General features: G+C 66.1%; 21 protein-coding genes and 1 pseudogene. 10 read left to right on the forward strand and 12 right to left on the reverse strand.

All coding sequences use genetic code 11. From position 1 onward, the window contains the following. Window positions 1–82: 82 nt before the first annotated feature. The 4 genes from ASE64_RS15860 to ASE64_RS15875 all read right to left on the reverse strand — a co-directional run bounded on the left by ASE64_RS15860 (window position 83) and on the right by ASE64_RS15875 (window position 4,893). Entirely contained in the window at window positions 83–1,123 is a 1,041-nt protein-coding gene (locus tag ASE64_RS15860) for an ABC transporter permease subunit (RefSeq protein WP_082466434.1), read from the reverse strand. After that, window positions 1,120–2,187: an ABC transporter permease gene (locus ASE64_RS15865; protein ID WP_055782759.1), complete on the reverse strand. Its 1,068-nt coding sequence runs from the start codon at window positions 2,185–2,187 to the stop codon at window positions 1,120–1,122. Before ASE64_RS15865 ends, ASE64_RS15860 begins: the two co-directional genes overlap by 4 nt. Next, on the reverse strand, window positions 2,187–3,776 hold the full coding sequence (locus ASE64_RS15870) for a sugar ABC transporter ATP-binding protein (RefSeq protein WP_055783200.1): 1,590 nt from the start codon (window positions 3,774–3,776) through the stop codon (window positions 2,187–2,189). Before ASE64_RS15870 ends, ASE64_RS15865 begins: the two co-directional genes overlap by 1 nt. A 121-nt stretch (window positions 3,777–3,897) precedes the next feature. Then, window positions 3,898–4,893 (reverse strand): ABC transporter substrate-binding protein, encoded by a 996-nt coding sequence (locus tag ASE64_RS15875; RefSeq protein ID WP_055782762.1) that lies wholly within the window; start codon window positions 4,891–4,893, stop codon window positions 3,898–3,900. Between the two features lie 414 nt (window positions 4,894–5,307). Here ASE64_RS15875 and ASE64_RS15880 point away from each other — a divergent pair, with 414 nt between their 5' ends. Further along, on the forward strand, window positions 5,308–6,852 hold the full coding sequence (locus ASE64_RS15880; RefSeq protein ID WP_055783202.1) for a sugar ABC transporter ATP-binding protein: 1,545 nt from the start codon (window positions 5,308–5,310) through the stop codon (window positions 6,850–6,852). Window positions 6,853–6,900: 48 nt separating this feature from the next. Then, window positions 6,901–7,965 carry a LacI family DNA-binding transcriptional regulator gene (locus ASE64_RS15885; RefSeq protein WP_200920259.1) on the forward strand — a complete coding sequence of 355 codons (1,065 nt, stop codon included), beginning with the start codon at window positions 6,901–6,903 and terminating at the stop codon, window positions 7,963–7,965. Here ASE64_RS15885 and ASE64_RS15890 read toward each other — a convergent pair. The 4 genes from ASE64_RS15890 to ASE64_RS15905 are packed head-to-tail and all read right to left on the reverse strand — an operon-like array spanning window position 7,937 to window position 11,669. Then, window positions 7,937–8,602 carry a DUF1345 domain-containing protein gene (locus tag ASE64_RS15890; protein WP_082466435.1) on the reverse strand — a complete coding sequence of 222 codons (666 nt, stop codon included), beginning with the start codon at window positions 8,600–8,602 and terminating at the stop codon, window positions 7,937–7,939. The genes ASE64_RS15885 and ASE64_RS15890 overlap by 29 nt on opposite strands. Next, window positions 8,599–9,009: a hypothetical protein gene (locus ASE64_RS15895; protein WP_156352016.1), complete on the reverse strand. Its 411-nt coding sequence runs from the start codon at window positions 9,007–9,009 to the stop codon at window positions 8,599–8,601. Before ASE64_RS15895 ends, ASE64_RS15890 begins: the two co-directional genes overlap by 4 nt. Before the next feature lie 42 nt (window positions 9,010–9,051). Beyond that, complete coding sequence (locus ASE64_RS15900; protein WP_055782767.1) at window positions 9,052–10,827, reverse strand: putative bifunctional diguanylate cyclase/phosphodiesterase; 1,776 nt, start codon at window positions 10,825–10,827, stop codon at window positions 9,052–9,054. Between the two features lie 2 nt (window positions 10,828–10,829). Continuing rightward, window positions 10,830–11,669, reverse strand: coding sequence for an alpha/beta fold hydrolase (locus ASE64_RS15905; RefSeq protein WP_055782770.1), 840 nt, complete (start codon window positions 11,667–11,669; stop codon window positions 10,830–10,832). 194 nt (window positions 11,670–11,863) lie between these two features. Here ASE64_RS15905 and ASE64_RS15910 point away from each other — a divergent pair, with 194 nt between their 5' ends. The 3 genes from ASE64_RS15910 to ASE64_RS15920 are packed head-to-tail and all read left to right on the forward strand — an operon-like array spanning window position 11,864 to window position 15,771. Beyond that, window positions 11,864–14,056, forward strand: coding sequence for a glycosyltransferase (locus tag ASE64_RS15910; RefSeq protein WP_055782773.1), 2,193 nt, complete (start codon window positions 11,864–11,866; stop codon window positions 14,054–14,056). Beyond that, window positions 14,053–15,348: a glycosyltransferase gene (locus ASE64_RS15915; protein WP_055782776.1), complete on the forward strand. Its 1,296-nt coding sequence runs from the start codon at window positions 14,053–14,055 to the stop codon at window positions 15,346–15,348. The genes ASE64_RS15910 and ASE64_RS15915 overlap by 4 nt, the downstream gene beginning before the upstream one ends. Window positions 15,349–15,372: 24 nt before the next feature. Then, complete coding sequence (locus tag ASE64_RS15920) at window positions 15,373–15,771, forward strand: phage holin family protein (RefSeq protein WP_055782779.1); 399 nt, start codon at window positions 15,373–15,375, stop codon at window positions 15,769–15,771. Between the two features lie 64 nt (window positions 15,772–15,835). Here ASE64_RS15920 and ASE64_RS15925 read toward each other — a convergent pair whose 3' ends face one another. Continuing rightward, a complete protein-coding gene (locus ASE64_RS15925) occupies window positions 15,836–17,278 on the reverse strand; it encodes a hypothetical protein (RefSeq protein WP_055782781.1) in 1,443 nt (480 codons plus the stop codon). Then, window positions 17,275–17,547 carry a hypothetical protein gene (locus ASE64_RS15930; protein WP_055782784.1) on the reverse strand — a complete coding sequence of 91 codons (273 nt, stop codon included), beginning with the start codon at window positions 17,545–17,547 and terminating at the stop codon, window positions 17,275–17,277. Before ASE64_RS15930 ends, ASE64_RS15925 begins: the two co-directional genes overlap by 4 nt. Window positions 17,548–17,660: 113 nt before the next feature. Between ASE64_RS15930 and ASE64_RS15935 the strand changes: the two genes are divergently transcribed. Genes ASE64_RS15935 through ASE64_RS15945 form a run of 3 tightly spaced genes read left to right on the forward strand, consistent with a single transcriptional unit; the run spans window position 17,661 to window position 20,197 of the window. Further along, entirely contained in the window at window positions 17,661–18,197 is a 537-nt protein-coding gene (locus ASE64_RS15935) for a low molecular weight protein-tyrosine-phosphatase (protein ID WP_055782787.1), read from the forward strand. Between the two features lie 45 nt (window positions 18,198–18,242). Next, a complete protein-coding gene (gene purB, locus ASE64_RS15940) occupies window positions 18,243–19,625 on the forward strand; it encodes an adenylosuccinate lyase (RefSeq protein ID WP_055782790.1) in 1,383 nt (460 codons plus the stop codon). A 35-nt stretch (window positions 19,626–19,660) separates the two neighbouring features. Continuing rightward, complete coding sequence (locus tag ASE64_RS15945) at window positions 19,661–20,197, forward strand: HEAT repeat domain-containing protein (protein ID WP_055782793.1); 537 nt, start codon at window positions 19,661–19,663, stop codon at window positions 20,195–20,197. A 251-nt stretch (window positions 20,198–20,448) separates the two neighbouring features. Here the strand turns inward: ASE64_RS15945 and ASE64_RS15950 are convergent, their stop codons facing one another. Both ASE64_RS15950 and ASE64_RS15955 read right to left on the reverse strand, forming a co-directional pair. Further along, a complete protein-coding gene (locus tag ASE64_RS15950; RefSeq protein WP_235480662.1) occupies window positions 20,449–20,697 on the reverse strand; it encodes a hypothetical protein in 249 nt (82 codons plus the stop codon). Continuing rightward, window positions 20,694–21,293, reverse strand: a complete 600-nt coding sequence (locus ASE64_RS15955; RefSeq protein ID WP_055782799.1) for an HdeD family acid-resistance protein — start codon at window positions 21,291–21,293, stop codon at window positions 20,694–20,696. The genes ASE64_RS15950 and ASE64_RS15955 overlap by 4 nt, the downstream gene beginning before the upstream one ends. A gap of 294 nt (window positions 21,294–21,587) precedes the next feature. Here ASE64_RS15955 and ASE64_RS15960 point away from each other — a divergent pair. Next, window positions 21,588–22,226: pseudogene (locus ASE64_RS15960) on the forward strand (ice-binding family protein); the annotation flags it as partial. A gap of 69 nt (window positions 22,227–22,295) precedes the next feature. Then, window positions 22,296–22,733: a putative Ig domain-containing protein gene (locus ASE64_RS15965; protein WP_235480673.1), complete on the forward strand. Its 438-nt coding sequence runs from the start codon at window positions 22,296–22,298 to the stop codon at window positions 22,731–22,733. Window positions 22,734–22,759: the final 26 nt, after the last annotated feature.

Consider the following 22,759-nt stretch of genomic DNA (forward strand, 5'->3'; position numbering starts at 1 on the left):
GCGGGGCCTCGTGCCTGATTTCGAGCGCACGAAGGGCAGGGATCGCACCGCAGAAGCGGCGCGACCCTGGGTGACGGGCTTCTCAGGTCTTGCGTTTGCGCGAGACGACGAGTCTCTGCAGCAGCACGAACACCAGCAGGATCGCGCCGGTGATGATGGTGGTCGCTTCGGGCGGAATACTGCCGTCGCGGGTGATGAGAACGTTCATCAGGCCGAGTACGAGAGCACCGATGACCGAGCCGAGCACGAAACCGGCACCACCCGTGAGGAGTGTTCCGCCGATGATGACGGCGGCGATCGCGTCGAGCTCCCAGCCGACGCCGGTGATGTTCTGGGCGATGCCGAGCTTCGAGGTGTAGACCACGGCCGCGAGACCGGCGAGGGTTCCGCTGATGATGTAGATCGCCAGCTTGGTGCGCACGACGGGGAGGCCCATCAGTGTCGCCGACTGCTCGGATCCGCCGATCGCGTAGACCGTTCGACCGAAGCGCGTCTTGTGCAGAACGTAGAAGGCGACGATCACGACGACCGCTGCGATCACGACGTTCGGAGTGGTGACGAGGTCGTTGATCTTCGGCCCGTCGATCACCTTGATCTCGGTCGACAGCGCACGGATGGGCGACTCGTCGGCCAGGCGCTCCGGCGTCGTCGAGAGCATGGATGCGAGACCTCGGGCCAGGAACATCATCGCCAGTGTCGCGATGAACGGTTGCACATTGAAGTACTGGATCAGGATTCCCGATGCCGCGCCGAAGACCGAGCCGATGAGGATCATCAGGACGATGACCACGAACGGGTTCCAGCCCGCGTTGGCGAGCATCACCCCCACAAGGCTGCTGATGGCGATGATGGCGCCGACCGAGAGGTCTACTCCGCCGGTGAGGATCACGAAGGTGAGTCCGACCGCCAGGATGATCAGGTAGGCGTTGTTGATGAAGAGGTTCGACAGCGTGCTGAACTGCAGGATGCGGCCGTAGGCGATCTCGCCGTAGATGATCATGCCCACGAAGATCACGATCGCGGCCAGTGTGGGCAGCGTCTCGAGGTTCGGCTTGAGGCGGTTCACGAGAGACGGGGTGTGCGGGCTCTGCGGCGCGCTCGGGCGTTCGATGACGGAGGTCATGCCGACACCGCCTCCTTTCGTGGCGTGCTGGTTCTCGCACGACGCTGGCTGAAGAGTGCGCGAACCCGCTGCGACTGCAGCAGGCAGATCGCCACGATGACGATGGCCTTGAACGCAGGTGTCGCCGACGACGGGATGGCGAGGAACACGATGGTCTTGTCGAGCGTGGCGATCAGAAGGGCGCCGATCACACTGCCGGTCAGCGAGAACTTGCCGCCGGCCAGCGAGGTGCCGCCGATGACCACGGCGAGGATGGCGTCCATCTCGGACGAGAAGCCGGTCTTGGCGACCTCGACGGTCATGACGCTGGCGGTGCTGAAGATGCCTGCCACGCCGGCCAGCACGCCGCTGAGGATGTAGACGAAGATGAGCAGACCCACCGGTCGAATGCCGGCCATGCGCGCCGCCTTGGGGTTGATGCCGATCGACTCGATCATCAGGCCGAGTGCGCTGCGGCGTACGAGCAGGGCGACGAGCGCCACGATCACCGCACCGATGATGAAGACGACGGGGAACCCGAGGACGGTGCCGTTGGCGATCCAACGGAAGAACTCGTTGCTCGCCGACGTGTTCTGGCCGGAGGTGATGACCTTCGCCAACCCTCGACCGGCCAGCATCATGATCAGCGTCGTGATGAACGGCTGGAGTCCCACGATCGAGACGAGGACACCGTTGATCAGGCCGAGGAAGGCGCTGATGCCGAGGGCGAGAGCGATCGCCATGAGGGCGGATCCGAGCGATCCGTCGCCCGCGTCGTGCATGAATTCCATCGACACGGCGCCCGAGACGGCCATGACCGACCCGACCGACAGGTCGATGCCGCGCGTGGCGATCACCAGGGTCATGCCCACGGCGATCATCATGATCGGTGCGCTGGCACGCAGGATGTCGATGAGGTTTCCCGAGAGATCACCGGTGACACCGTTGACGGAGATGCCGAGGTACGTCGGGTCTTTGATGAGGTTGATGATCAGCAGCAGTACGAGGGCGGCGATGGCCCAGATGTAGGGCTGCTTGATGCTGGTCTTCACGAACGAAGACGCGGCCGATGGGGTGTTCGACATCAGTTGGTGCTCCCCTCGGTGGCGAGAGCGGCAGGCTCCGGCTCGAACGCGTCGACGCCCTGCGTCTCCGCCCCATCCGATGCGATCAAGTCGACGATCGTGTCGGCGGTGATGTCTGGCCCGTTGATGATCTCTCCGATCTTGCGGTGGTCTTTCAAGACCACGATTCTCTCGCTGAGTCGCACGACCTCTTCGAGTTCTGACGAGATGAACACGACAGACATGCCCTCTTCGGCCAGGGTCGCGATCGCCTCTTGGATCTCTGCCTTGGCACCGATGTCGATGCCGCGCGTGGGCTCGTCGAGAATCAGCAGTTGAGGCTTCGTTGCGAGCCAACGGCCGAGCAGAACCTTCTGCTGGTTGCCGCCGGACAGGTTTCTGATGGGTCGCTCCGGGTCGCTCGGTCGCACGTTGAGCTCGACGAGGTACTTGTCGCACAGCTCTTTCTGCTCGCGCTTCGACAGCGGGCGGGCCCAGCCGCGCCTGGCCTGGACGGCGAGAATGAGGTTCTCGCGCACGGTGAGGTCGCCGACGATCCCCTCGTCGCGACGGTTCTCCGTCGAGAAGGCGATCTTGGTGGCGAGTCCGGCAACGGGGCTATGCACCTCGGTGTTCTTGCCTCCGATGGTGACCTCTCCCGAATCGGGGCGGTCGGCGCCGTACATCAAACGGCCGAGTTCGGTGCGGCCGGAGCCGAGGAGCCCGGCGAGGCCCACGACCTCGCCTGGGTAGACGGCGATGTCGACGGGTTCGATCGAACCCTTTCGGCCGAGGTCTGTGGCGCTGTAGAACGGCTGCTCGCCGCTCTCCCGCGCATCCCGCCGTCTGTTCGAGCCGAGCGAAGCGAGAGTCTCGAAGTCCTTGCCGATCATGAGCGAGATCAGCTGGCTGCGACCCAGATCGCGGGTGAGGTGCTCCCCCACGAACTCGCCGTTGCGCAGCACCGTGAGGCGGTCGCTGATGGCGTAGACCTGGTCGAGAAAGTGCGAGACGAAGAGAATGGCCACGCCCTGGTCGCGCAGGCGGCGCATGACGGTGAAGAGGCCCTCGACCTCGTTGGCGTCGAGGCTCGAGGTCGGCTCGTCGAGGATGAGCACCTTCGACTTCGCCACCATGGCGCGGCTGATGGCGACGAGCTGCTGCAGGGCGAGCGAGATGCTCGACAGTGGCTGGTGGGGGTCGAGATCACCCAGACCGAGGCCGACGAGTGCCTCGTGTGCGGCCTGGTGGGTCTTCTTCCAGTTGATTCCGAAGGCGCCGCGGATCTCGTTGCCGAGCATCACGTTCTCGCCCACGGTGAGGTTGTCGCAGAGGTTGACCTCTTGGTACACGGTCGAGATACCGGCGCTCTGGGCGTCTGCGGTTCCCGAGAACTGGCGGGGGCCGCCAGAGACGAGGATGCTGCCGGAGTCGATCTTGTACACACCGGTGAGTGCCTTGATGAGGGTGGACTTGCCCGCACCGTTCTCACCCATGAGGGTGTGCACCTCGCCCGGGTACAGCCGCAGCTGCACGTTCTGGAGGGCTTTGACGCCAGGGAACTCGATCGAGATATCGGTCATCTCGACGATCGGCTCTGTCGCTGCCATGTCTGCCTGCTCGTTCTGCCGTCTGCCGGCCTCGTCTTTGAGTCGCGTGGATTCTCCCACGCGGGAGCCCATTCGGTTCCCCGAGCCGGGTGGCTCGGGGAACCGAATGAGCGGGGGTGAATTAGAACTTGCGGTCGGGCAGCGCCGTGGTGGCGGCCTCGGGCGAGTCGAAGGTCACGCTGGGAACGACGATGTCGGACTCGACCTTGTCACCGGCGAGGGCCTTGTTCACGACGTCGATGGCCGTGTCACCGAACAGCGGGTTGTACTCGGCGACGAAGCTGAGACGACCTGCTGCGAGGGCCTCGAGAGCGGCCTTCGTTCCGTCGATCGTGATGATCTTCACGTCGGTGCCGGGCTTCAGGCCCGCCTCTTCGACGGCCAGTGCGGCGCCGAGGCCCATCTCGTCGTTCTGTGCGAACACGAGCTGGACGTTGTTGTTGTTGGCCTTGAGGATCGTCTCGAAGACGCTCTTCGCCTCTTCGGTCGACCAGTTGGCCGACTGGCTCTCGAGCTTGGTGAGCTTGGAGTCGATCGTCTCGTCCCAACCCTTGTTGCGGTCGTTCACGACCGACAGTCCGGGAGGTCCTTCGAGCACGACGTAGTTGCCGCCGTCGGGGAACTGCTCGTTGGCCCACTCGGCGGCCGAGGCGCTGATGCCCACGTTGTCGGGAGCGATGTGGCTCGTGTAGAGCTCGGTGTCGTTCGGCTCGATGCCGCGGTCGAGTAGCACGACGGGGATCTCGGCCTCCTTGGCACGCTCGAGGATGCTCTCCCAGCCGGTGGCCTCCGTGGCCGACAGCAGGATCGCGTCGACGTCTTCATCGATGAACGAGGTGAACGCCGTGATCTGCGAGTTCTGGTCACCGTTGGTGGCCGGAGCGTACTTCAGCTCGAATCCGTTCTCCTTCGAGAACGAGTCCTGGATGTTCTTCTCGTTGGCCGTGCGCCATCCGCCCTCGGGGCCGACCGCGACGAACCCGATGGTCTTGATGTCGTTTCCGTCGCCCGAGGCGTCGTCTCCGCCGCCGCTTGCCGAGCAGGCGCTCAGGCCGAGGGCGAATGCCCCCACCAGAGCGAGGCCTGCGATGGACCTGAATCGAGGTGCCTTGAACATTGATCTCCTCCTTGAGACCCGCCGGCTAGGGAGTTGCCGACGGAGTGAATGTGAACCGTGATTGATGCAATGGGCTTTGGTTGTGAGGGCTAACAATTCGCTTGGCCGGGCGGCTCTCCAGGGGAGCGTGTCATCTCGTCCCTGAGATCCTTCGGCGTTTTGTGAAAAGTTGTTAGCGCTCACAGTTTGCTTAGCCGAGACGATATCCGCGTCCTGATCCTTGTGTCAAGCGAGTGCCGCCGTGGCCTTGGTAACGAATCTGCAACGGAGCCAGGGCCGTCGAACCACCGGCCCCGGTAAGTCGTCTCGACTTGTGCATGCCAAATGTGAGCCCTAACATTCCCCGTGGGAGCACGCGTCCTCGCGTGCACGAACGAGGAGGTTCGCTGTGATGACTCCTCGCTGGAGGCGAGAGTGAACGAGGCCGAGCCCGTCGTCCGCTTCACCGACGTGTCGGTCACCTTCACCGCTACGAGAGCCCTCGACGGCGTCGACTTTCGCCTCTTCCCGGGTGAGGTCCATTCGCTCATGGGTGAGAACGGCGCCGGCAAGAGCACGCTCATCAAGGCGCTCACCGGTGTGCAGCCGATCAACGGCGGAACGATCGAACTCGACGGCAGGCCGGTGTCGTTCTCGACACCGGGAGCGGCCCAACGCGCCGGGATCAGCACCGTCTACCAGGAGGTCAACCTCCTGCCCAATCTGTCTGTCGCTGAGAACGTCATGCTCGGCCGAGAGCCCCGTGGCCGCTTCGGCGGCATCGACTGGCGCACCGCCCACGAGCGAACCAGAGAGCTGCTCGCGACGATGCGGCTCGACATCGATCCCCGGTCGATGCTCGCCGACCACTCCCCCGCCGTTCAGCAGCTCATCGCCATTGCTCGAGCAATCTACGTCGAGGCTCGCGTGCTCGTGCTCGACGAGCCGACATCCAGCCTCGACAACGATGAGGTCACCGAGCTCTTCCGCATCATCGCCGGCCTCAAGGAGTCCGGCGTCGCGATCCTCTTCATCTCGCACTTCCTCGACCAGGTCTACGAGATCTCCGACCGCATCACGGTTCTGCGCGACGGTCGCCTCGTCGGCGAGTACCTCACCCCCGATCTGCTTCGCATCGATCTGGTGCAGAAGATGGTCGGCAAGGACCTGCCCGCTTTGGCCACCATTCGAGAACACACCAGCAACAGCGATGTCGAAGAAGGTCTCTCTGACGAAGAACCCCTGATCAGCGCCTTAGGACTTGGTCGCCGAGGTGCGATCGAGGCCTTCGATCTGCGCGTCTACGAGGGCGAAGTGGTCGGCATCGCCGGTCTCCTCGGCTCGGGCCGAACCGAACTCGCTCGGCTGTTGTCCGGCATCGACCGCTCCGACAGCGGTGAACTGCTGATCGACGGCCGCGCCGAGAAGCTGACGAACCCGCGCACGGCCATGCAGCACCGCATCGCCTACGCGTCCGAGAATCGCCGCACCGAGGGAATCATCGGCGATCTGTCTGTGCGCGACAACATCGCCCTCGCCCTGCAGGCCGACATGGGGTGGTTCCGGCGCATCCCTCGTCGTCGCCAAGACGAACTCGCGGCGAGCTACATCCAGGCCATGAACATCCGCCCCGCCGACCCCGACGCGCTCATGGGCACGCTGTCGGGAGGAAATCAGCAGAAGGTCCTGCTCGCACGGTGGCTGGCCATCGCGCCACGACTGCTCGTGCTGGACGAGCCGACGAGGGGAATCGACGTCGGGGCGAAGGCCGAGATCCAGACCCTCGTCTCTGATCTGGCCGACAACGGACTGTCTGTGGTCTTCATCTCGGCCGAGCTCGAAGAGGTGCTGCGCATCAGCCACCGCGTCGCGATCTTGCGTGACAAGAGAAAAGTCGCCGACCTCGAGAACCACGACCTCACTGTGGCGCGACTGCTCACGATCATCGCCGAGAACTCAGGCGACGGCGATGATGACTGATCGCGCTCTCTGGTCGACTAGTGTTCGATTCACGACACGATCACGGGCGTGTCGCTGGATAAGGTGGACTACGTGACGGAAGAGGCGCCGCGCCAAGCGACGATCTTCGACGTGGCTCGACTCGCGGGCGTGTCGCATCAGACCGTCTCCCGGGTGGTCAACGATCTGCCCAACGTGCGGTCCTCCACACGCGTGCGGGTCGAAGAGGCCATCAAAAAACTGCGTTACGTGCCCTCCCCCGCGGCCCGGGCATTGGTCACGCGACGGTCGAGAACCATCGGGCTGATCGCCACGGGCGGGCCTGAGTTCGGGCCGTCGTCGACGGTTCTGTACTTCAACGCGGCGGCGCGTGATGCTCGCTGGTCGGTCTTCACCGCAAACATGACCGACAGCGATCCCGGTTCGATCCGAGGGGCGGTCGAAGCCTTCCTCCGCCAGAACGTCGAGGGCATCGCCGTCATCTCCGGTCACGAGGGCTCGGTCGACGTGGTGGCCGGCATGGAGTTGACGATCCCCCTCGTCGCCCTCGAGGCGACCCCTCATGCTGGACTCGCCACGGTGGGAGCGGATCAGTACAACGGTGCTCGTAACGCCGTGCAGCACCTCATCCGGTTGGGCCATCGCGGCATCGCGCACCTCGCCGGCCCTGCCGACTCGGTCGACGCGCGCGAGCGCGAGCGCGGATGGCGCGACGAGCTGGGCGCGAACGACCTGTCGGCTCGGGTGATTGGCGTCGGCGACTGGTCCCCGTCATCCGGTCACCGATTCGGCGAGGCCTGCGATCTCACGGGACTCACGGCGATCTTTGCCGCCAACGATCAAATGTCGATCGGCCTGATCCATGCCCTGAACGAGCGTGGATTGACCGTTCCGGGCGATATGAGCATCATCGGATTCGATGACATTCCCGAAGCGGCATATGTCTCTCCTCCGTTGACAACGGTGCGCCAGGACTTCGAGACGATCGGCCGCGACATGCTCAGCACGCTGCTGGCCCGCATCGATGGCGACCGCGCGACCGAGTTGCCCCAGTCGCTGCCTGAGCTCATCGAGCGCTCGTCGACAGGGCCGGCGTCGCCCGCGCTCAGTTCAACAAGCTCGATACGAGGTTGATCGTCGAGGCGACCACGACCACGCCGAGCAGAAACGACAGCAGCGCATGCCTCAGGGCCTCCGCGCGCAGAACCGAGCTGGTGATGTTGGTGTCCGAGACCTGAAAAGTCATGCCGAGCGTGAACGCCAGGTAGGCGAAGTCGAGATACCGCGGCGACTCCTTCTGGTTGAACTCGATGCCGGCCCCGCCGGCGCGATAGTAGAACCCCGCGTAGCGCAGGGTGTACAGGGTGTGCACCAGCCACCACGACGCCGCGAGTGTGGCCAGGGCAGTGGCGATCAGCCCGAGCGTGGCTCTCTCGCCGAGCTTTCCCGCCTCGATCAGCAGCAGCGCGATGGCGCCGAAGCTGGCGATGCTCGCGAGGATCAACAGCGTCTGCGCCAACCGCTGCGACGGATCCTCGCGACTGGCGTGCGCGGCCGTATCGGCGGCATCCAACCGCAGAACCGACCACCACACCCAGACGGTGAAGGTGCCCGCGGCAGCTATCCAGCCGACGGCGGGCGCGAACACCCATGAGCCGACGAGCCCGGTCAGCGCACAGACGACGATGAAGATGACGAGCACGACGGTCGCGCGCACACCGGCGCGGTGCCAGAAGCCCGTGAAGTCCTTCGACCGGCTCTCGTCGCTCATGTCGTGGGCCTGATTCGCGACATCGCCCGCTCGGCCGCGGCCTCCGGCTCGCTCGAGACCAGGATGCGCATACCCGGTTCGAGCACGACCACCTGGTCCGCGTAACGAGCCGCTATCGACGCCCGCTCCCAGATGAGGACGCACTCGAGGGCCAACTGGGTGGTGATGGCCCACGGCTGTCTGGTCGCGAGAAGCGTGAACGAGCCCATCGTGTATCCGCCGAGCGCTGCCAGTTCGCCCTGGAGGCCGGCCATGCCGACGACCTCGAGGTCTACCCGGGGCAGGGTAGACGTCTTCTGCCCGAGGAAGGTGGCGACGAACAGGCGCGCCGCCAGGTCGAGCCTGTCGGCGAGCAGGATGCCGCGTGGCCCGTCATACGGGGGGATCGGGGCGTCGGTCACGGGCATACGCATGACGCTACAGCCTGCGGACGGCGGTCGGGCTGAGCGTCAGATCGACGGTTGCCACGTATCCAGGGAGTCGTCGCGGAGCGGCTTGGAGTAGAAGTAGCCCTGGATGACGTCGCAGCCCATCTCCGCGAGCCGATCCAGCTGCTCGCGCGTCTCGATTCCCTCGGCGACCACGGAGAGGCCCATGGCATGGCCCACGTCGATGCAACTCGCGACGATGGCCTCGTCCTCGGCGGAGTCGCCGAGCCCGGCCACGAACGAACCGTCGATCTTGAGCTCGTCGACCGGAAAGTCCTTGAGGTAGGCGAAACCGGCGTGACCGGTGCCGAAGTCGTCGATCGAGAGCCGTACTCCGTGGCCGTGCAGCAGCTCGAGGTTGCGATGAGCGCCAGGGCTGTCTGTGATGAGGCCGGTCTCGGTGATCTCGAGCGTGAGCAGGGCGGGGTCGAGACCGCTCTCGGCGAGCAATTCGGCGATCATCTCGGCGAGGCGCGGATCGCCCAGTTGGCGGGCCGAGACGTTGACCGACACCGTGATGGGCGGTGCATCCGGAGACGCGTTGAGCTGCAGGCACCTCTCGATCGCGACGCGACAGGCCCACGCACCCAGCTGATTCACGAGACCGGACCTCTCGGCCACGTCGATGAATCCGGCCGGCCCGATCACGCCGCGTTCTGGGTGGTCCCACCTCATCAGTGCCTCGTAGCCGTGGAGCCGCCTCGTCTCGAGATCGAGCTGGGGCTGGTACTCGAGGCGGAACTGCCCATCGGCGAGGGCGGCTCGAATCTCACCCAGGAGGCGGATCTCGTTGATCGCCGAGTCGTCAAGAACCGAGGTGAATCGTTTCCACCGATTGCGACCCATCGCCTTCGCCTGGTACATCGCCGACGTCGCCTGTCTCACCTGCGTCTCGGCGAGGCTTGCGGGCGCGATCCCTTCGGCGGTCGTGATGGGACTCTCCGATGCCCCGATGCTCGCGGTGACCACGATGTCAAGGTCGTCGACCAGGATCGGCGCGCTCACGATGTCGAGAAGCGTGTCCGCGAAGGACACACCGCGAGCCGATCCCGGTCCGACCACGACGAACTCGTCGTCTCCCACTCGAGCGCAGAGAGAGCCCTCGTCGGTAAGAGCCAGCAGACGGTCTGCCACCGCCTTCAGCACCTGGTCTCCGGCCGCCTGCCCGAGGCTCTCGTTCACGACCCTGAAGTGGTCGAGTCCGAGAACGAAGGTCACGAGGTCGCAGGCGGGCGGGGCGTTCCTCACCATGTCGGCCAGCCGCGGCATCAGACCCACGCGGCTCAGCAGAGACGTCAGCGCATCGAACTGGGCTGATCGAGCGAGGTCGTATTCGGCCTCCCGCCTCAGCGCGTCGGCTTTCTCGGCGTGCCGCACCGCGCTGATGAGATGCTCCTCCTCCGCCGTGCGCTCCCTGCGGGGCGTGAAGAGAAAGACCGTCGTCCCGACCAGAGATGGTGCTTCTCCCGCCTCAGGCCGCTGATTGACTCGTGAGGCCGAGAGGTGAACGGCCCGCGCCACGCGGTCCTTGCCGAGCACGTTGAACGACAGATCGGAGACGCGCCCGTCGAGAAACAGCAGCGGCATCGCGCGCGCCGAGAAAAGGATGCGGTCGGCGGCCGGAAGGAGACGAGTGAAAGAGTTCCCGACCAGCTCTTCTCGAGAGAAGCCGATCCACTCCAACATGTGATCGTTGACCTGCACGATCGTGTTGCTGGAATCCGCGATGACGATACCGCCCGGACCCGCCCGGAAGAGGGTCTCATAGTCGACCGCGAGAGGCACGTCTGTCGCCACGGTCAGCGCTCGTCGAGAAAGTGCAGGATCGCGCGGGAGGTCTCGTCAGGTGCGCTCACCTGCGGCACGTGCCCCTCCGCCTCGAGAACGACGACCGACGCGCGGGGCATGTGATTCTGCATGTACTCGCCCACGTGGAGTGGGGCGAGGGAATCGTTCGTGCACTGCACGATGAGGGTGGGCACGTCGACGCGTGGAAGCAGGGGGCGCACATCCGACAGGAAGGCGACCCGGGCGAACGTGCGCATCACGCGAGGGTCGACCTGGCAGAAGCTCTGCTCCAGTTGCTCGGTAAACTCCGGCACAGCCGGATTCTTCATGATCACCGGGGCCATCATCGCGGCCCAAGCAAGATGGTTGTCATCGAGCGAGTCCATGAGGCCGTCGATGTCTTCCCGGGTGAATCCGCCCTCGTACCCCGTCTCGTCGTCGTCGATGTACGACGGAGTCGGCGCGAGGAGGACGAGATCGCGGAAGACCTCGGGAGACTTCACCGCGGCGGCGATGGCCAAAAGCGCCGAGAAGCTGTGCGCGACCAAGGTCACGTCGCTGAGCTGCAATGCGTCGCAGAGCTCCAGGAGATCGTCGACATACTGATCGAGCGTCGAGTACTTGACGGCGTCGTAGTCGGCGAGCGATGACCTGCCCGACCCCACGTGATCGAACAGAACGATGCGGAATCGCCCTTCGAAGTAGGGCAACAGCCGGGAGTACATGGTCTGGTCGCAGCCGAAACCATGCGCGAACACCAGGAGCGGTGCGTCATCGGGGCCGGAGATGTGCACATTGTTGCGTGCCATCACCTCGGCCGCGCGAGCCGAAGCGTTACGCGTGAGTGCCATAAACTCCACCTTCGCACATGCGAGGCGCCCAAAGAGGGCTTGACGGCTGCCTGTCAATGGCATTGCAGCTCGAGAAGAAGTCGCGTGTACTCGGAGACGTCCGAGTCCGATCCGTCGCCGCGACGGCTCCGAATAGACCCGAGACATATCTTTCTCACGAATTCGGATCACCGCACCATGGAAACATCCCCGCGATGGAACTGACCGCCGCCCTCGACCGTCTTCGTCGAACTCCGTTTCTCCTCGACGTCGTGCGTGCCGCCGATGATCTCGCGCTGACCGCGTCGCGCGCGGGCGGTCGCCAGGCCGTCGGCATCCTGCGTCGAGCGATCGACGACGAGCAGAACCAGCTCGTGGCGATCGCCGCGGTGCACGCCCTCGGTCGGGTCTTCGACGACGAGGCCGACGACGCCCTGTCCGAGCTGCTGTCGAGCGATCGCGCGTTTCTGAGAGAGCACGCCGCCTGGGCCTTCGGCAGCAGGCTCCCGCGACTGGATGCCGTCTCGCGTCTCGTGGGCTGCGTCGTGCAGGCGGGCTTCACCGGCATGCTCGCCCAGCGCACGCTCCAGCAGTGGGCAGTCTCGGCTCCGGATCAGATCGCACTGGCGCTCGAGGGTGCTCTCGTCGCCGAACGCGAAGTGGGCGCTCGCACCCGGGTCGTCGAAACTCTCGGCCTGGTCTCCGGCCGAGTGGCCGGACGCGCCCTGCGCGAACTGGCTGCGGACTCTACGGAGCCCGACGATGTTCGCATCGCCGCGATCGCTGGCCTGGGCGACCGACGCGGCGACGAGCGTGGCTTGAGCCTCGTCCGCGAACTCGCCTCCATCGACAGCGATGCCGGAGCGAGCGGTTCGCGAGCGATCGCCGACGCAGCCCGACTGGCCCTGATCGATCTGGGCGACTCGCCCGCCGCCATCCGACTCGGCGACGGGCTCACCGTGGCGCAACTGTTTCTGCACGCCGACATCGACCGCGGGCTCACTCGCGCGGGCGCCGGCGACAACGGGGGAGTGGCCACACTCCTCGTGCGTCTCGGTGACGCCCTGGCGAATCTCGACGGCATCGAGCGCGTTCTGACCATGTCTCGCGGAGACGCCGGCGCCGCGGCCGACAGCCTGCTCGACCTTGCGGCGCGCACGGGTGCCGACCACGACTTCGTTCCCGTTCCCCTGCTCTCAGAGCCCAGCCCGCAGGCCCGCTCCTGGCACACCAGGGTCGCGGCCGAACGCGGCATCCGTCGCGCTCTCATCGCGCTCGGCCCCGTCGACGTGCTGCATCTTCGGATGGCCGATGTCGGCAGCATGGCCGCGTCGAGCGTGGCCCGCGAGTTGAACATCCCCGTTGTCTTCACCCTGGCGCCTGATCCGCACGGCGTCATCCGCGCACTCGACGTCGCCGGTTCGCTGACGGCCGTCAACTTCGGCGACGTCGATGAGCACGAGCACTACTGGTTCCGGCATCGCCTCGTTTCGCGGCTGGCAGCTGACGCCGAGCACACCGTGCTGTTTCCGCGGCCCGCCGTGCGCGACGAGCTGCAGGAGCTGCTCGGCATCGACATCGACGAGTCGCCCGAGCAGTACACCGTGGTGCCCGAGGGAATCGACCTCGTCACCATCGACGATGCCCTCCTCGAGGTCGAAGCACGCAACGGCACCCGTGCGGCCGACGAGCACGAAGCCATCGATGAGCTCGATGCGCTGATCGGCGCGCTGCCGGAGCACCGTCGGGGTCTGCCGATCGCTCTCAGCGTGGGCCGTCTGCACCGGGTGAAGGGCATGGCCACCATTGTCGAGGCCTGGGCCACGGATCCCGCCCTGTTCGAACGCTGCAACCTCGTGATCGTCGGCGGAGACCTGGTGGCACCCTCGGCCGACGAGCAGTCGCAGCTCGACGCCATCGACGGGGTGTTGCGTGAGAACCCGCGGGCCGCCGACGGCCTCGTTCTCGCCGGGCATCGCCCCAACGACGTCGTCTCCCGCTGGCTCGCGGTGACCCGCCTCGGATCAGGGGACGTCATCGGCGCCTCCGGCATCTACGTGTGCGGCAGCCTGAAAGAGGAGTTCGGCATCGCGATTCTCGAGGCCCTCGCGGCAGGACTCGTCGTGGTGACGCCCGATGCGGGAGGACCCGCGACATATGTCGACGACGGCGTCACCGGCATCCTGGTCGACACCGGATCGGCGACGGGAGTGCGTCGGGGAATGACCGAGGCTCTGCAGATCGCCGCACGCGACGACGCTGCTCGGGTCGACGCGGCCCGCGGCATCGTTCGGGAGCGGTTCACGGTGCAGGCCATGGCCACGGCTCTGGAGCGCGTGTACATCGGCGTGGCCGAGAAGAGGCGCCTCGAGGGTATGTCTCTGTCGAGCACGGGCAACGCGTCGTGACTCTGCTGGTCATCAGCCCTGACTACGCCTCGCACCTGCTGCCGCTCGCGACGCTGGCCACGGCCTGGCGCGACAGGGGAGACGACGTGGTCGTCGCATCCGGGCCTGCCACCTCGTCGATCGTCTCGTCGTTCGGCTTTCGCGGCACGGAGTTGCGGCTCGGCCGCGGCTCCAATCCCGGAACGATCCGCGCCGAGGAGCAGCCCGAGGGCGAAGACGACTCCCTGCGAGGGTTCTTCGACGCCACCCGGAGGGGACTCGTCGACACCCTCGCCTATCAGGCGTCTCAGCGCACGACCGATCTGCTCTGGCAGCCGCTCGACACGGCGAGCGCTGTTCTGAAGATCGTCGACGATGTGAAACCGGATGCGGTGATCGTCGATCACCTCGCCTTTACGGCCCGGCTCGCACTGCAGGCCGCTGGCGTGCGTCACGCCGATGTCGTGCTCGGCCACCCGACGGCGCTACCCATAGCCGGTGAGGTATATGGGCATCCGACCTCGTGGCCTCGAGCCTTCGAGCCGGATCGAGACGCGCTCGAGCGCCTGCGCGCGAGCTGCGTGCGCGTGCGCGATCGCTTCACCGAACAGTGGAACGAGGCGCTGGCCGTGTTGAATGCCGGCGCGGCTCCGTCGCAGGACGCCTTCGCCGAGCACGGCGACACTCTGCTGCTCAACTACCCCGGTCAACTGCACGCCCCCGAACGTACGGCTCTGCTTCCCACCCATGCCTTTCTCGGCTCCGCCGTGCGCGACGAGCCCATCGACCCCGAGATCGATGCCTGGCTCAGCCGGGGAGGCGCACCGATCGTCTACGTGAGCTTCGGCAGCTTCCTCTCTGTTCGCGCCGATGTCTTGGCGCGGGTGGCGGATGCGCTGAAGCCGCTCGACGTACGTGTGGCGTTGGCCGTCGGTTCGGCCGACCGCGAGGAGCTGGGCGAGCTGCCCGACACCTGGCTCGTGCGAGAGTTCCTGCCGCAGGTCACCATCCTGAAGCACGCCGTGCTCGCGGTGACGCACGGCGGCAACAACAGCGTCACCGAGGCGGCCACCGCCGGGGTACCAATGCTGGTGCTGCCCTTCTCGACAGACCAGTTCGCGGGAGCCGAAGCCATCGAGACACGCGGCTACGGCCTCGCACTCGCCCCCAACACGGCATCGGTCGACGAACTGCGGTCTGCAGCAGCGTCGCTGCTCGCCGATACCGCGGTCGACGACCGCAGCCGCCTGCTGGGCGCCGAGTTGCGCGCTGTCCCCGGCCGAGACAGGGCGTACGAGGCGCTGTCGAGCTAGCCGGTGAACTGGAATACTGGGCGCATGCGCAGATTCCTCGTCTCTCTGGTGGCCAACGCGATCGCCCTGTGGCTGACCACGCTCATCGTCACGGGCGTGACCGTCGACCCCTTCCAAGACGACACGATCGGCACGATTCTCTCGTTTCTGTTCGTGGCGCTGATCTTCGGTGTGGTGAACGGCATCGTCGGCACGGCAATCCGCGTCGTCGCGTTCCCCCTGTACATCCTCACCCTCGGCCTGATCTCCCTGGTGGTGAACGCCCTCCTGCTGATGCTGGCCGCGTGGTTCTCGCAGCTCTTCGGCTTCGGCCTGAATGTGGAGGGCTTCGGCTGGGCGGTGCTCGGTGCCCTCGTGCTCGCCATCCTCTCGGCGATCATCGGCTCGATTCTTCGCCCCCTCGCGGGCCGCGACAAGGACTGACGCCAGAGCGCGTCGCCCTGCGCCGACACGAGCGACCACGACTCGGCTCATCGGTCTACCCGGCTCATCGGTCTACCCGCTTGGCGCTGTACTCGGTCGCCGTGCCCGCCGCCGTGCCCGAGAGGAACGGCGCTGCATCGTCGATGAATTTCTCCACCCTGCGATCTCGCGACGAGTCGATCAGCCCGGCCGTCTCTCGATAGGCACCGAGGTCGTGTGACGGAAACGCATCGCCTGTGGGAATAGGTGCATCGTCGTAGAGCGTGCGGCGAACGAGTACGCGATCGTCGCCCGATGCCGTGTCGAGGCCGCCGAGGGCCGGAACGAGATCTTCTGTATGCGCGACCGCGAGCGTGGGGGCCGTGGTCTCGAGTTGACCCACCGGCGACCCCAGCGTCACGACACCCTGCACGTTGTAGTCGCCGGACTGCTCGAGTTGAACGGCGAGGAGACCGCCCTGCGAGTATCCGACTTCGAAGACGGGGTCACCGGGCTGGATACCCGCATCGCGCATCGCCTCGACCGCGGCACGGTACGAGGCGCCGTCACCCGCGCTCATCGACTCGATATTGCTCGTCATATCGAAGGCCTCACCCGCCGGCATCGCATTCATGTCGACGGTTCCGCCGAGGTAGACGATGTACGACGGGTTGCCCTCGGCGTCGGCGTACTTCTCGATCTTGATCTGCGAACCGGTCGTGCTCGTGGCTGGCATGCGCGAGGCCAGCTCTGAGATGCTCGACGGCGCGGTGACCGACGAGGTCGCGACGCGGGTCGTTCTCACCGGCGTCTCGACGAGAGGGCTACGCCCCGCGCCGCGCGCCCCGGCCGCACCCGCCGCCCCGGCGGCGACGAGTACCAAGCCCGCTGCCTGCCTGATGCCGAAGAGGCCGAGCCCGTCGTCGCCGATGACAGCGCCGGCACCGGGAGGAACGCCGAGGAGGCCCGCGATGATGTCGTCGCTCGACGAGAAGAGCAGGCGCACGGCGGCCGTGACGGCCGGGTTGTTGGCGAGTTCCGGATGCTCGCGCATCCACTTCGCGACGTCGGCCGGATTGGTCGAGGTGCCCGGCCTCAGGGCCAGACCCAGGAGGACACCCGAACCCGCCCCGGCGAGAAACGGTGCACCCGCCAGAAGGAGGAAAGGCGCAATGTGCCCGAGAACGTTGCCGACGACGCCGGAGGTCATTCGCATTCCGTCGACCATCGCGTTCTCGACCATGCCATAGGCTTCGGCAGCCAGCCGTAGAGAGAATTCGAGTTCACCGGCCGAGCGCGACGCATTCTCGAGATCGGCTGCGGCCTGCACCGCGAGGGCCGGCACAGTCGGCGCCTGAGCGGCGACCAGCGGATCGAGGCAGAGGTGGAGCGCCCTCAGCCGTGTGGCCGCCGCGAGCGCCTCTGCCTCGATGAACCTGAGCCGAAAAGCGGTCGTCGCGATCTCGTCTGTCGACACCGCGAGGCTGCCTCCGCCCGACACGACGAGTTCTTCTGTGTCTGTGTTCATGGCGTGGCGTCGAGCCTCTCGATGGCACCCGCGAGCAGGCCCGCGACATCGTCGAGGTGTGACGACACGCGACGAACGTCGGCTGCCACGTGGTCGCACCGCATATCGAACGACCGCCGAGCGAGACCCTGCCACCCCGGCGCATCGTCGCGTACGAAGGTGGGCAGCAGCTCGGTGCAGAGCTCGACGCTCAGTCTCTGCACGGCGGCCCTGTCGTGCTCGAGCGCGAGGCGCGCATGGGTCGAGAGCGGGTTCGATTGATCTATCACGCCACCAGTGTCGCCGCCGATCCCGGTCGCACCGCCGACCCGTCAGAGATCGGGGGAGTGCCGACGAGGAGACCACTGATGTGGAGGAGAGGAAACTGCACCAAGATAGAGTCATGCCCCACGACGCCACCGAGATTCCCCCTGGGGTCTTCCGGGTCTGCATGGTCTGCACGGGCAACATCTGTCGTTCTCCCATGGCCGAGATCGTGTTGCGCGACCTCGTGCAGAAGGCCGGTCTCAGCCATCGCGTCTCGGTGACCAGTGCGGGAACGGGCGACTGGCATGTAGGGGAGCAGGCCGACCCGCGCACCATCGACGCGCTGGCGGAACGCGGTTACGACGCATCCATGCACCGGGCCAAGCAGTTCGACTCGTCGTCGTTCGACGCGCTCGATCTGATCATCGCCCTCGACCGCACTCACGAACGGGCGATCCGCTCTTGGGCGTCGAGCGACTCCGATAAGTCGAAGATCAGGCTGCTCACGAGCTTCGACACCGATCCGGGTCGCCAGCTCGACGTTCCAGACCCCTACTACGCCGACGCAGCGACCTTCGCGGCCGTGCTCGGCACGATCGAACGCGCCTGTGCGGCGCTGTTCGCCCAGCTCGAGCCGGCGTTCCGCGCGCCGCAGACATCCACCCACGCCTGACCGACGCGGCCGGACGGCCGCCCAGCACTGGAGTTACCCGAAACCATGAGCGCTCTTTCCCCCCAGCCCCTCAGCCCCCTCGACGGCCGCTACGCGTCTGCCGTCTCTGAACTGGGAGAGTTTCTGTCGGAGGCCGGGCTCAACCGCGCCCGTATTCAGGTCGAGGTGGAATGGCTGATCTACCTCACCGATCACTCGCTCTTCGGATCGACGCCGATCGAGCTCGAGAAGCAGCGGCAGCTGCGCCAGCTGGCCCCGAACTTCGGAGACGACGAGGTCGCCGAGCTCGGCGCGCTCGAGTCGACCACGAAGCACGACGTCAAGGCGGTCGAGTACTACGTGCGTCGCCGACTCAGCGAACTGGGCCTGAACGACATCGCCGAGCTCACTCACTTCGCGGCCACCAGCGAAGACATCAACAACCTCAGCTACGCGCTCGTCATCCGGGATGCCGTGACCGAGGTCTGGCTGCCGGCCTTCCGTGCGGTCATCGACGAGCTGCGCGCCCAGGCGGTGCAGTACCGCGACGACGCCATGCTCGCCCGCACCCACGGGCAGCCCGCTACGCCCACCACCATGGGCAAGGAGCTTGCCGTCACGGTGTACCGCCTCGAGCGCATCCGCAAGCAGGTCGAGGCCGCCGAATACCTCGGCAAGTTCTCCGGAGCCACCGGCACGTTCGCGGCGCACCTCTCCGCCGAGGCCGACCTCGACTGGCAGGCGGTGTCGCGTGAGTTCGTGACCTCGCTCGGTCTCACCTGGAACCCCCTCACCACGCAGATCGAATCGCACGACTGGCAGGCCGAGCTCTACTCCCAGGTCGCCCACGGCAACCGCATCCTGCACAATCTGTGCACCGACGTGTGGACCTACATCTCGCTCGGCTACTTCACGCAGATCCCCGTCGCCGGCGCCACGGGCTCGTCGACCATGCCGCACAAGATCAACCCGATCAAGTTCGAGAACGCCGAGGCCAACCTCGAGCTGTCGAGCGCTCTTCTCGACTCGCTCGCGCAGACCCTCGTCACCAGCCGCCTGCAGCGCGACCTCACCGATTCGACCACGCAACGCAACGTGGGCGTGGCCCTCGGCCACTCGCTGCTCGCCCTGTCGAACATCACCGCGGGTCTCGGACAGATCTCGCTGAACCGCGAGCTGCTCGCTCAAGACCTCGACACCAACTGGGAGGTCCTGGCGGAGGCCATCCAGACCGTGGTGCGGGCCGAGATCACGGCGGGACGCTCGTCGATCACCGATCCGTATGCCCTGCTCAAGGACCTCACCCGCGGCAAGCGCATCGGGGCCACCGACCTGGCGACCTTCGTCGAGGGCCTCGACATCGGCGACGCCGCCAAGCAGCGCCTCCTCGCGCTCACCCCGCACACCTATGTCGGAATCTCCTCGGCGCTGGTAGAGCACATCCTCTGAGCCCTCTCGGGCGCCCGCGGTAGCCTTGGTGTCTTATGGCACACGACAGCGAGACCCCGTCCCACCACACCGCGTCGCTCGAAGAGCGCATCCAGGCCGCCGTCGACAGCGAGGGCGAGACCTCGGTCGTGCTGCGCGCGCGTTCCCTGCTCGAGGGCGGCTATGAGGGCGAGGAGTTCCTTCGCGTCGTCGGAGGTCCGCACGCCGACGGTATCCTCGCCGGTGCGCCCTCGCTCTATTGGCCCGAGCTGTGGGGCGCCCGCGCCCTGAATTACGTCTGGTCGGATGCCGCGGCGCCCGCCGTCATTGCCGGGCTCGGCAACCAGGCATGGCGGGTACGCGAGATGTGCGCGAAGGTCGCGGCCCTGCGTGCGATCGCAGCCCCCGAAGCCCTCACGGCCCTCACCACGGACGACCACGCACGAGTCCGTTCCGCTGCAGCCCGAGCACTCGCATCCACAGGCGACCCCGCAACCCAAGACACCCTGGAGTCCCTCCTACGAGACCCCGACAAAGAGGTCCGCAGAACGGCCCAGCAGTCCCTAAAAACCCTGAAAGAAGCCCTCAGCTAGCCAAGCACCACCACCCGGGGAGCGAAGCGAACTCGGCGCGGGGAGGGGTGTGCGTTTTCTTGCGAGTTATGGCTGTGGCTGATGACCCGAAGCAGCGCGAGGAACGAGCGCCGCGGAGCGGTTGTCAGTCACAGTCATTGTCTGAGCTGAAAACGCACATTCCTCTCCGCGCAGCGCCGCGGAGCGGTTGTCAGCCACGGCCATTGTCTGAGCTGAAAACGCACACCCCGAGCCGAGCCGCGAGAAAACTCCTAGTGCCCAGACGGCGGAAGTTCGTCATCGTCGAGCTCCGTCTGCTCAGACTTATTCGGCTTGAACGTCAACACCATCATCGCGATCACAACAAGAACCACGATGAACGCGACCCCGAAGAAGATCACCGCCAGCAGCGGATTGCGCGTGGAGAGCAGAACGGCGAGACCCACGAACAGGGCCATCACCGCCGACAAAACGATGAGTTCGACCGGCTTGAAGACGTCGCGCTTGGATGGCTGGGTCACGGGTTCTGCACCTGCGGAGTCACTGATTCCTTTGTTGTGTGGGCTTCGGCCTGCGTGCCCCAGCGAAGCGAGAGCCCCGCTATGACGAGGTAGATTCCGAGAACCGCTCCGTATGCGCCGAAGAGGCCGACGGCCACCAGGTCTGTGAGCGGAAGGAGGAGGAAGACCAGCGCGAGGACGCCGGTGAGGCCTCCCATGGCGATCCAGTCTTTGGCGGGCGCGTCACCCCGCGAGCGCAGACCGGTCACGAGTTCGAGAATGGCGGTGATCGCGGCCCAGACGCTCACGAGATAGAGCAGGAAGCCGAGCCCGAAGCCCTGCAGCGCCAGGGCGAGCACGCCGGCCACGAGGCTGGTACCGGCCTGGGTGAGAAGAAGGGTTCGGCTCGTTCCCACGGGCAGGGCGCGCAGGGTCAGGATGCCGGTGAGCAGCCCGGATGATAGGGCGAAGGCACCGAAGACCAGCAGACCGACGACGCTCGAATGATTCGGCGTGAAGGTGACGACGAGGGCTACGACGATCGCCGGAATCGCCCGGGCGATCGGAACACCCCAGTAGGGCGACTGCGCCTCGAGCGTGGCGTGCTGGGTGGTCACCGCGCGGCCTGCTTTCGAGTTCGAGAACCCCGCTAGTTTACCGCCCTGAAGGCTGAAGGTTCTCCGCCGGTCGGTCTTCTCGATTCCTACACCCTGTAGTCACCTTTGTCATCACTATGGTCAAAGAACGCGCGTCATGGTCTACTCAGCATCGAGGACGGGGTGGCATTTCGTCACATTGAGGCACTGTCGCCTCACTCGCGAAAGACCTTGGGGGTCTTGCACATGTCGCGCTCGCAGCTGCACCGCCGAATATCTCTCTTAGGAATAACAGGATTGGCCGTCGGCTCGGCCATGGTGCTGGGACTGGCCGGGGCCTCTCAGGCCGCTACCGTCCTTGACGGACCGATTAACCTGGGAACCGCTGCCGGCTACGCGGTTCTCGCGGGCTCCACCGTCACCAACAGCGGCGCGACGCTGGTCACCGGCGACGTCGGCCTCTCTCCGGGCACCGAGATCAAAGGATTCACCGGCCCGCCCAACGGCTCGTTCGTAGCGGGAACAGCCCGCACCGATCCCGACGTCGATCTCGCCAAGAACGACCTCACGAAGGCTTTCAATGTCGCCGCCAGCCTCACACCGCAGGCGTCCGGACTCTCGCAGCTCGCCGGCAAGACGCTGAAACCGGGCGTCTATGCGGGCGGGGCACTCGACCTCTCGTCGGGCAGCACCCTGACTCTCGATGGCGGCGCCGAGTCTGTCTGGGTCTTCCAGGCAGCGAGCACTCTCGTCACGGGCTCGGGTAGCAAGATCGTCCTGATCAACGGCGCGAGCATCTGAAATGTGTTCTGGAAGGTCGGGTCGTCGGCGACACTGGGCGGGGGATCGACGTTCGTCGGCACCGTCATGGCGCAGGAATCCATCAGCGTAGGTACCGGTTCACTCATTCAGGGCCGCCTGCTGGCCAGCACCTCCGCTGTCACACTTCTCACCGACACGATCACCCGGCCTGAGGGCTGCACCACCGGTTCAGGAACGCCGGTCACGACGACGACTCCCGAGATCACGTCGGATGCTCCGGGCGATGCGACGGCTGGCACGCCCTACATCCACGAGGTCGTCGCGTCGGGCACGCCCACCCCGACGATCACCGTCACCGAGGGTGAGCTTCCCCCGGGCCTCACCATCACCGACGGTGTGATCTCAGGTACGCCGACCACTCCCGGCACTTCGACGTTCACCGTCACCGCGAGCAACGGCGATGAGGGCGATGTCACCGCTACTTACACGATCGTCACGGAAGAGGCGCCGGCGGTGCCGATTCCCCCGACGACAGAGACACCGGTGACTCCCGTGACCCCGGGCGACAACGTCGGCTCGGGCACAGGCGGATCGCTCGCGGCGACCGGTTTCGGGGTCGGCGGCCTGATCGCCGGCGCGATGGCTCTGCTCGCGGCCGGTCTGGTGTTCACCCTGCGTACGATACGTCGACGCTCGTAACCCGATCCACTGTGTCATCGGTGGCG

The organism is Agreia sp. Leaf210 (assembly GCF_001421485.1).
Classification (GTDB): domain Bacteria; phylum Actinomycetota; class Actinomycetes; order Actinomycetales; family Microbacteriaceae; genus Agreia.

Coding starts and splice junctions, on each gene's coding strand:
- ASE64_RS15890 (WP_082466435.1), bottom strand. CDS start 8,602: ATGAGCGACGAGAGCCGGTCGAAGGACTTCACGGGCTTCTGGCACCGC.
- ASE64_RS15935 (WP_055782787.1), top strand. CDS start 17,661: ATGCCCCACGACGCCACCGAGATTCCCCCTGGGGTCTTCCGGGTCTGC.
- ASE64_RS15905 (WP_055782770.1), bottom strand. CDS start 11,669: ATGGCACTCACGCGTAACGCTTCGGCTCGCGCGGCCGAGGTGATGGCA.
- ASE64_RS15865 (WP_055782759.1), bottom strand. CDS start 2,187: ATGTCGAACACCCCATCGGCCGCGTCTTCGTTCGTGAAGACCAGCATC.
- ASE64_RS15895 (WP_156352016.1), bottom strand. CDS start 9,009: ATGCCCGTGACCGACGCCCCGATCCCCCCGTATGACGGGCCACGCGGC.
- ASE64_RS15920 (WP_055782779.1), top strand. CDS start 15,373: ATGCGCAGATTCCTCGTCTCTCTGGTGGCCAACGCGATCGCCCTGTGG.
- ASE64_RS15875 (WP_055782762.1), bottom strand. CDS start 4,893: ATGTTCAAGGCACCTCGATTCAGGTCCATCGCAGGCCTCGCTCTGGTG.
- ASE64_RS15870 (WP_055783200.1), bottom strand. CDS start 3,776: ATGGCAGCGACAGAGCCGATCGTCGAGATGACCGATATCTCGATCGAG.
- ASE64_RS15945 (WP_055782793.1), top strand. CDS start 19,661: ATGGCACACGACAGCGAGACCCCGTCCCACCACACCGCGTCGCTCGAA.
- ASE64_RS15925 (WP_055782781.1), bottom strand. CDS start 17,278: ATGAACACAGACACAGAAGAACTCGTCGTGTCGGGCGGAGGCAGCCTC.
- purB (WP_055782790.1), top strand. CDS start 18,243: ATGAGCGCTCTTTCCCCCCAGCCCCTCAGCCCCCTCGACGGCCGCTAC.
- ASE64_RS15910 (WP_055782773.1), top strand. CDS start 11,864: ATGGAACTGACCGCCGCCCTCGACCGTCTTCGTCGAACTCCGTTTCTC.
- ASE64_RS15860 (WP_082466434.1), bottom strand. CDS start 1,123: ATGACCTCCGTCATCGAACGCCCGAGCGCGCCGCAGAGCCCGCACACC.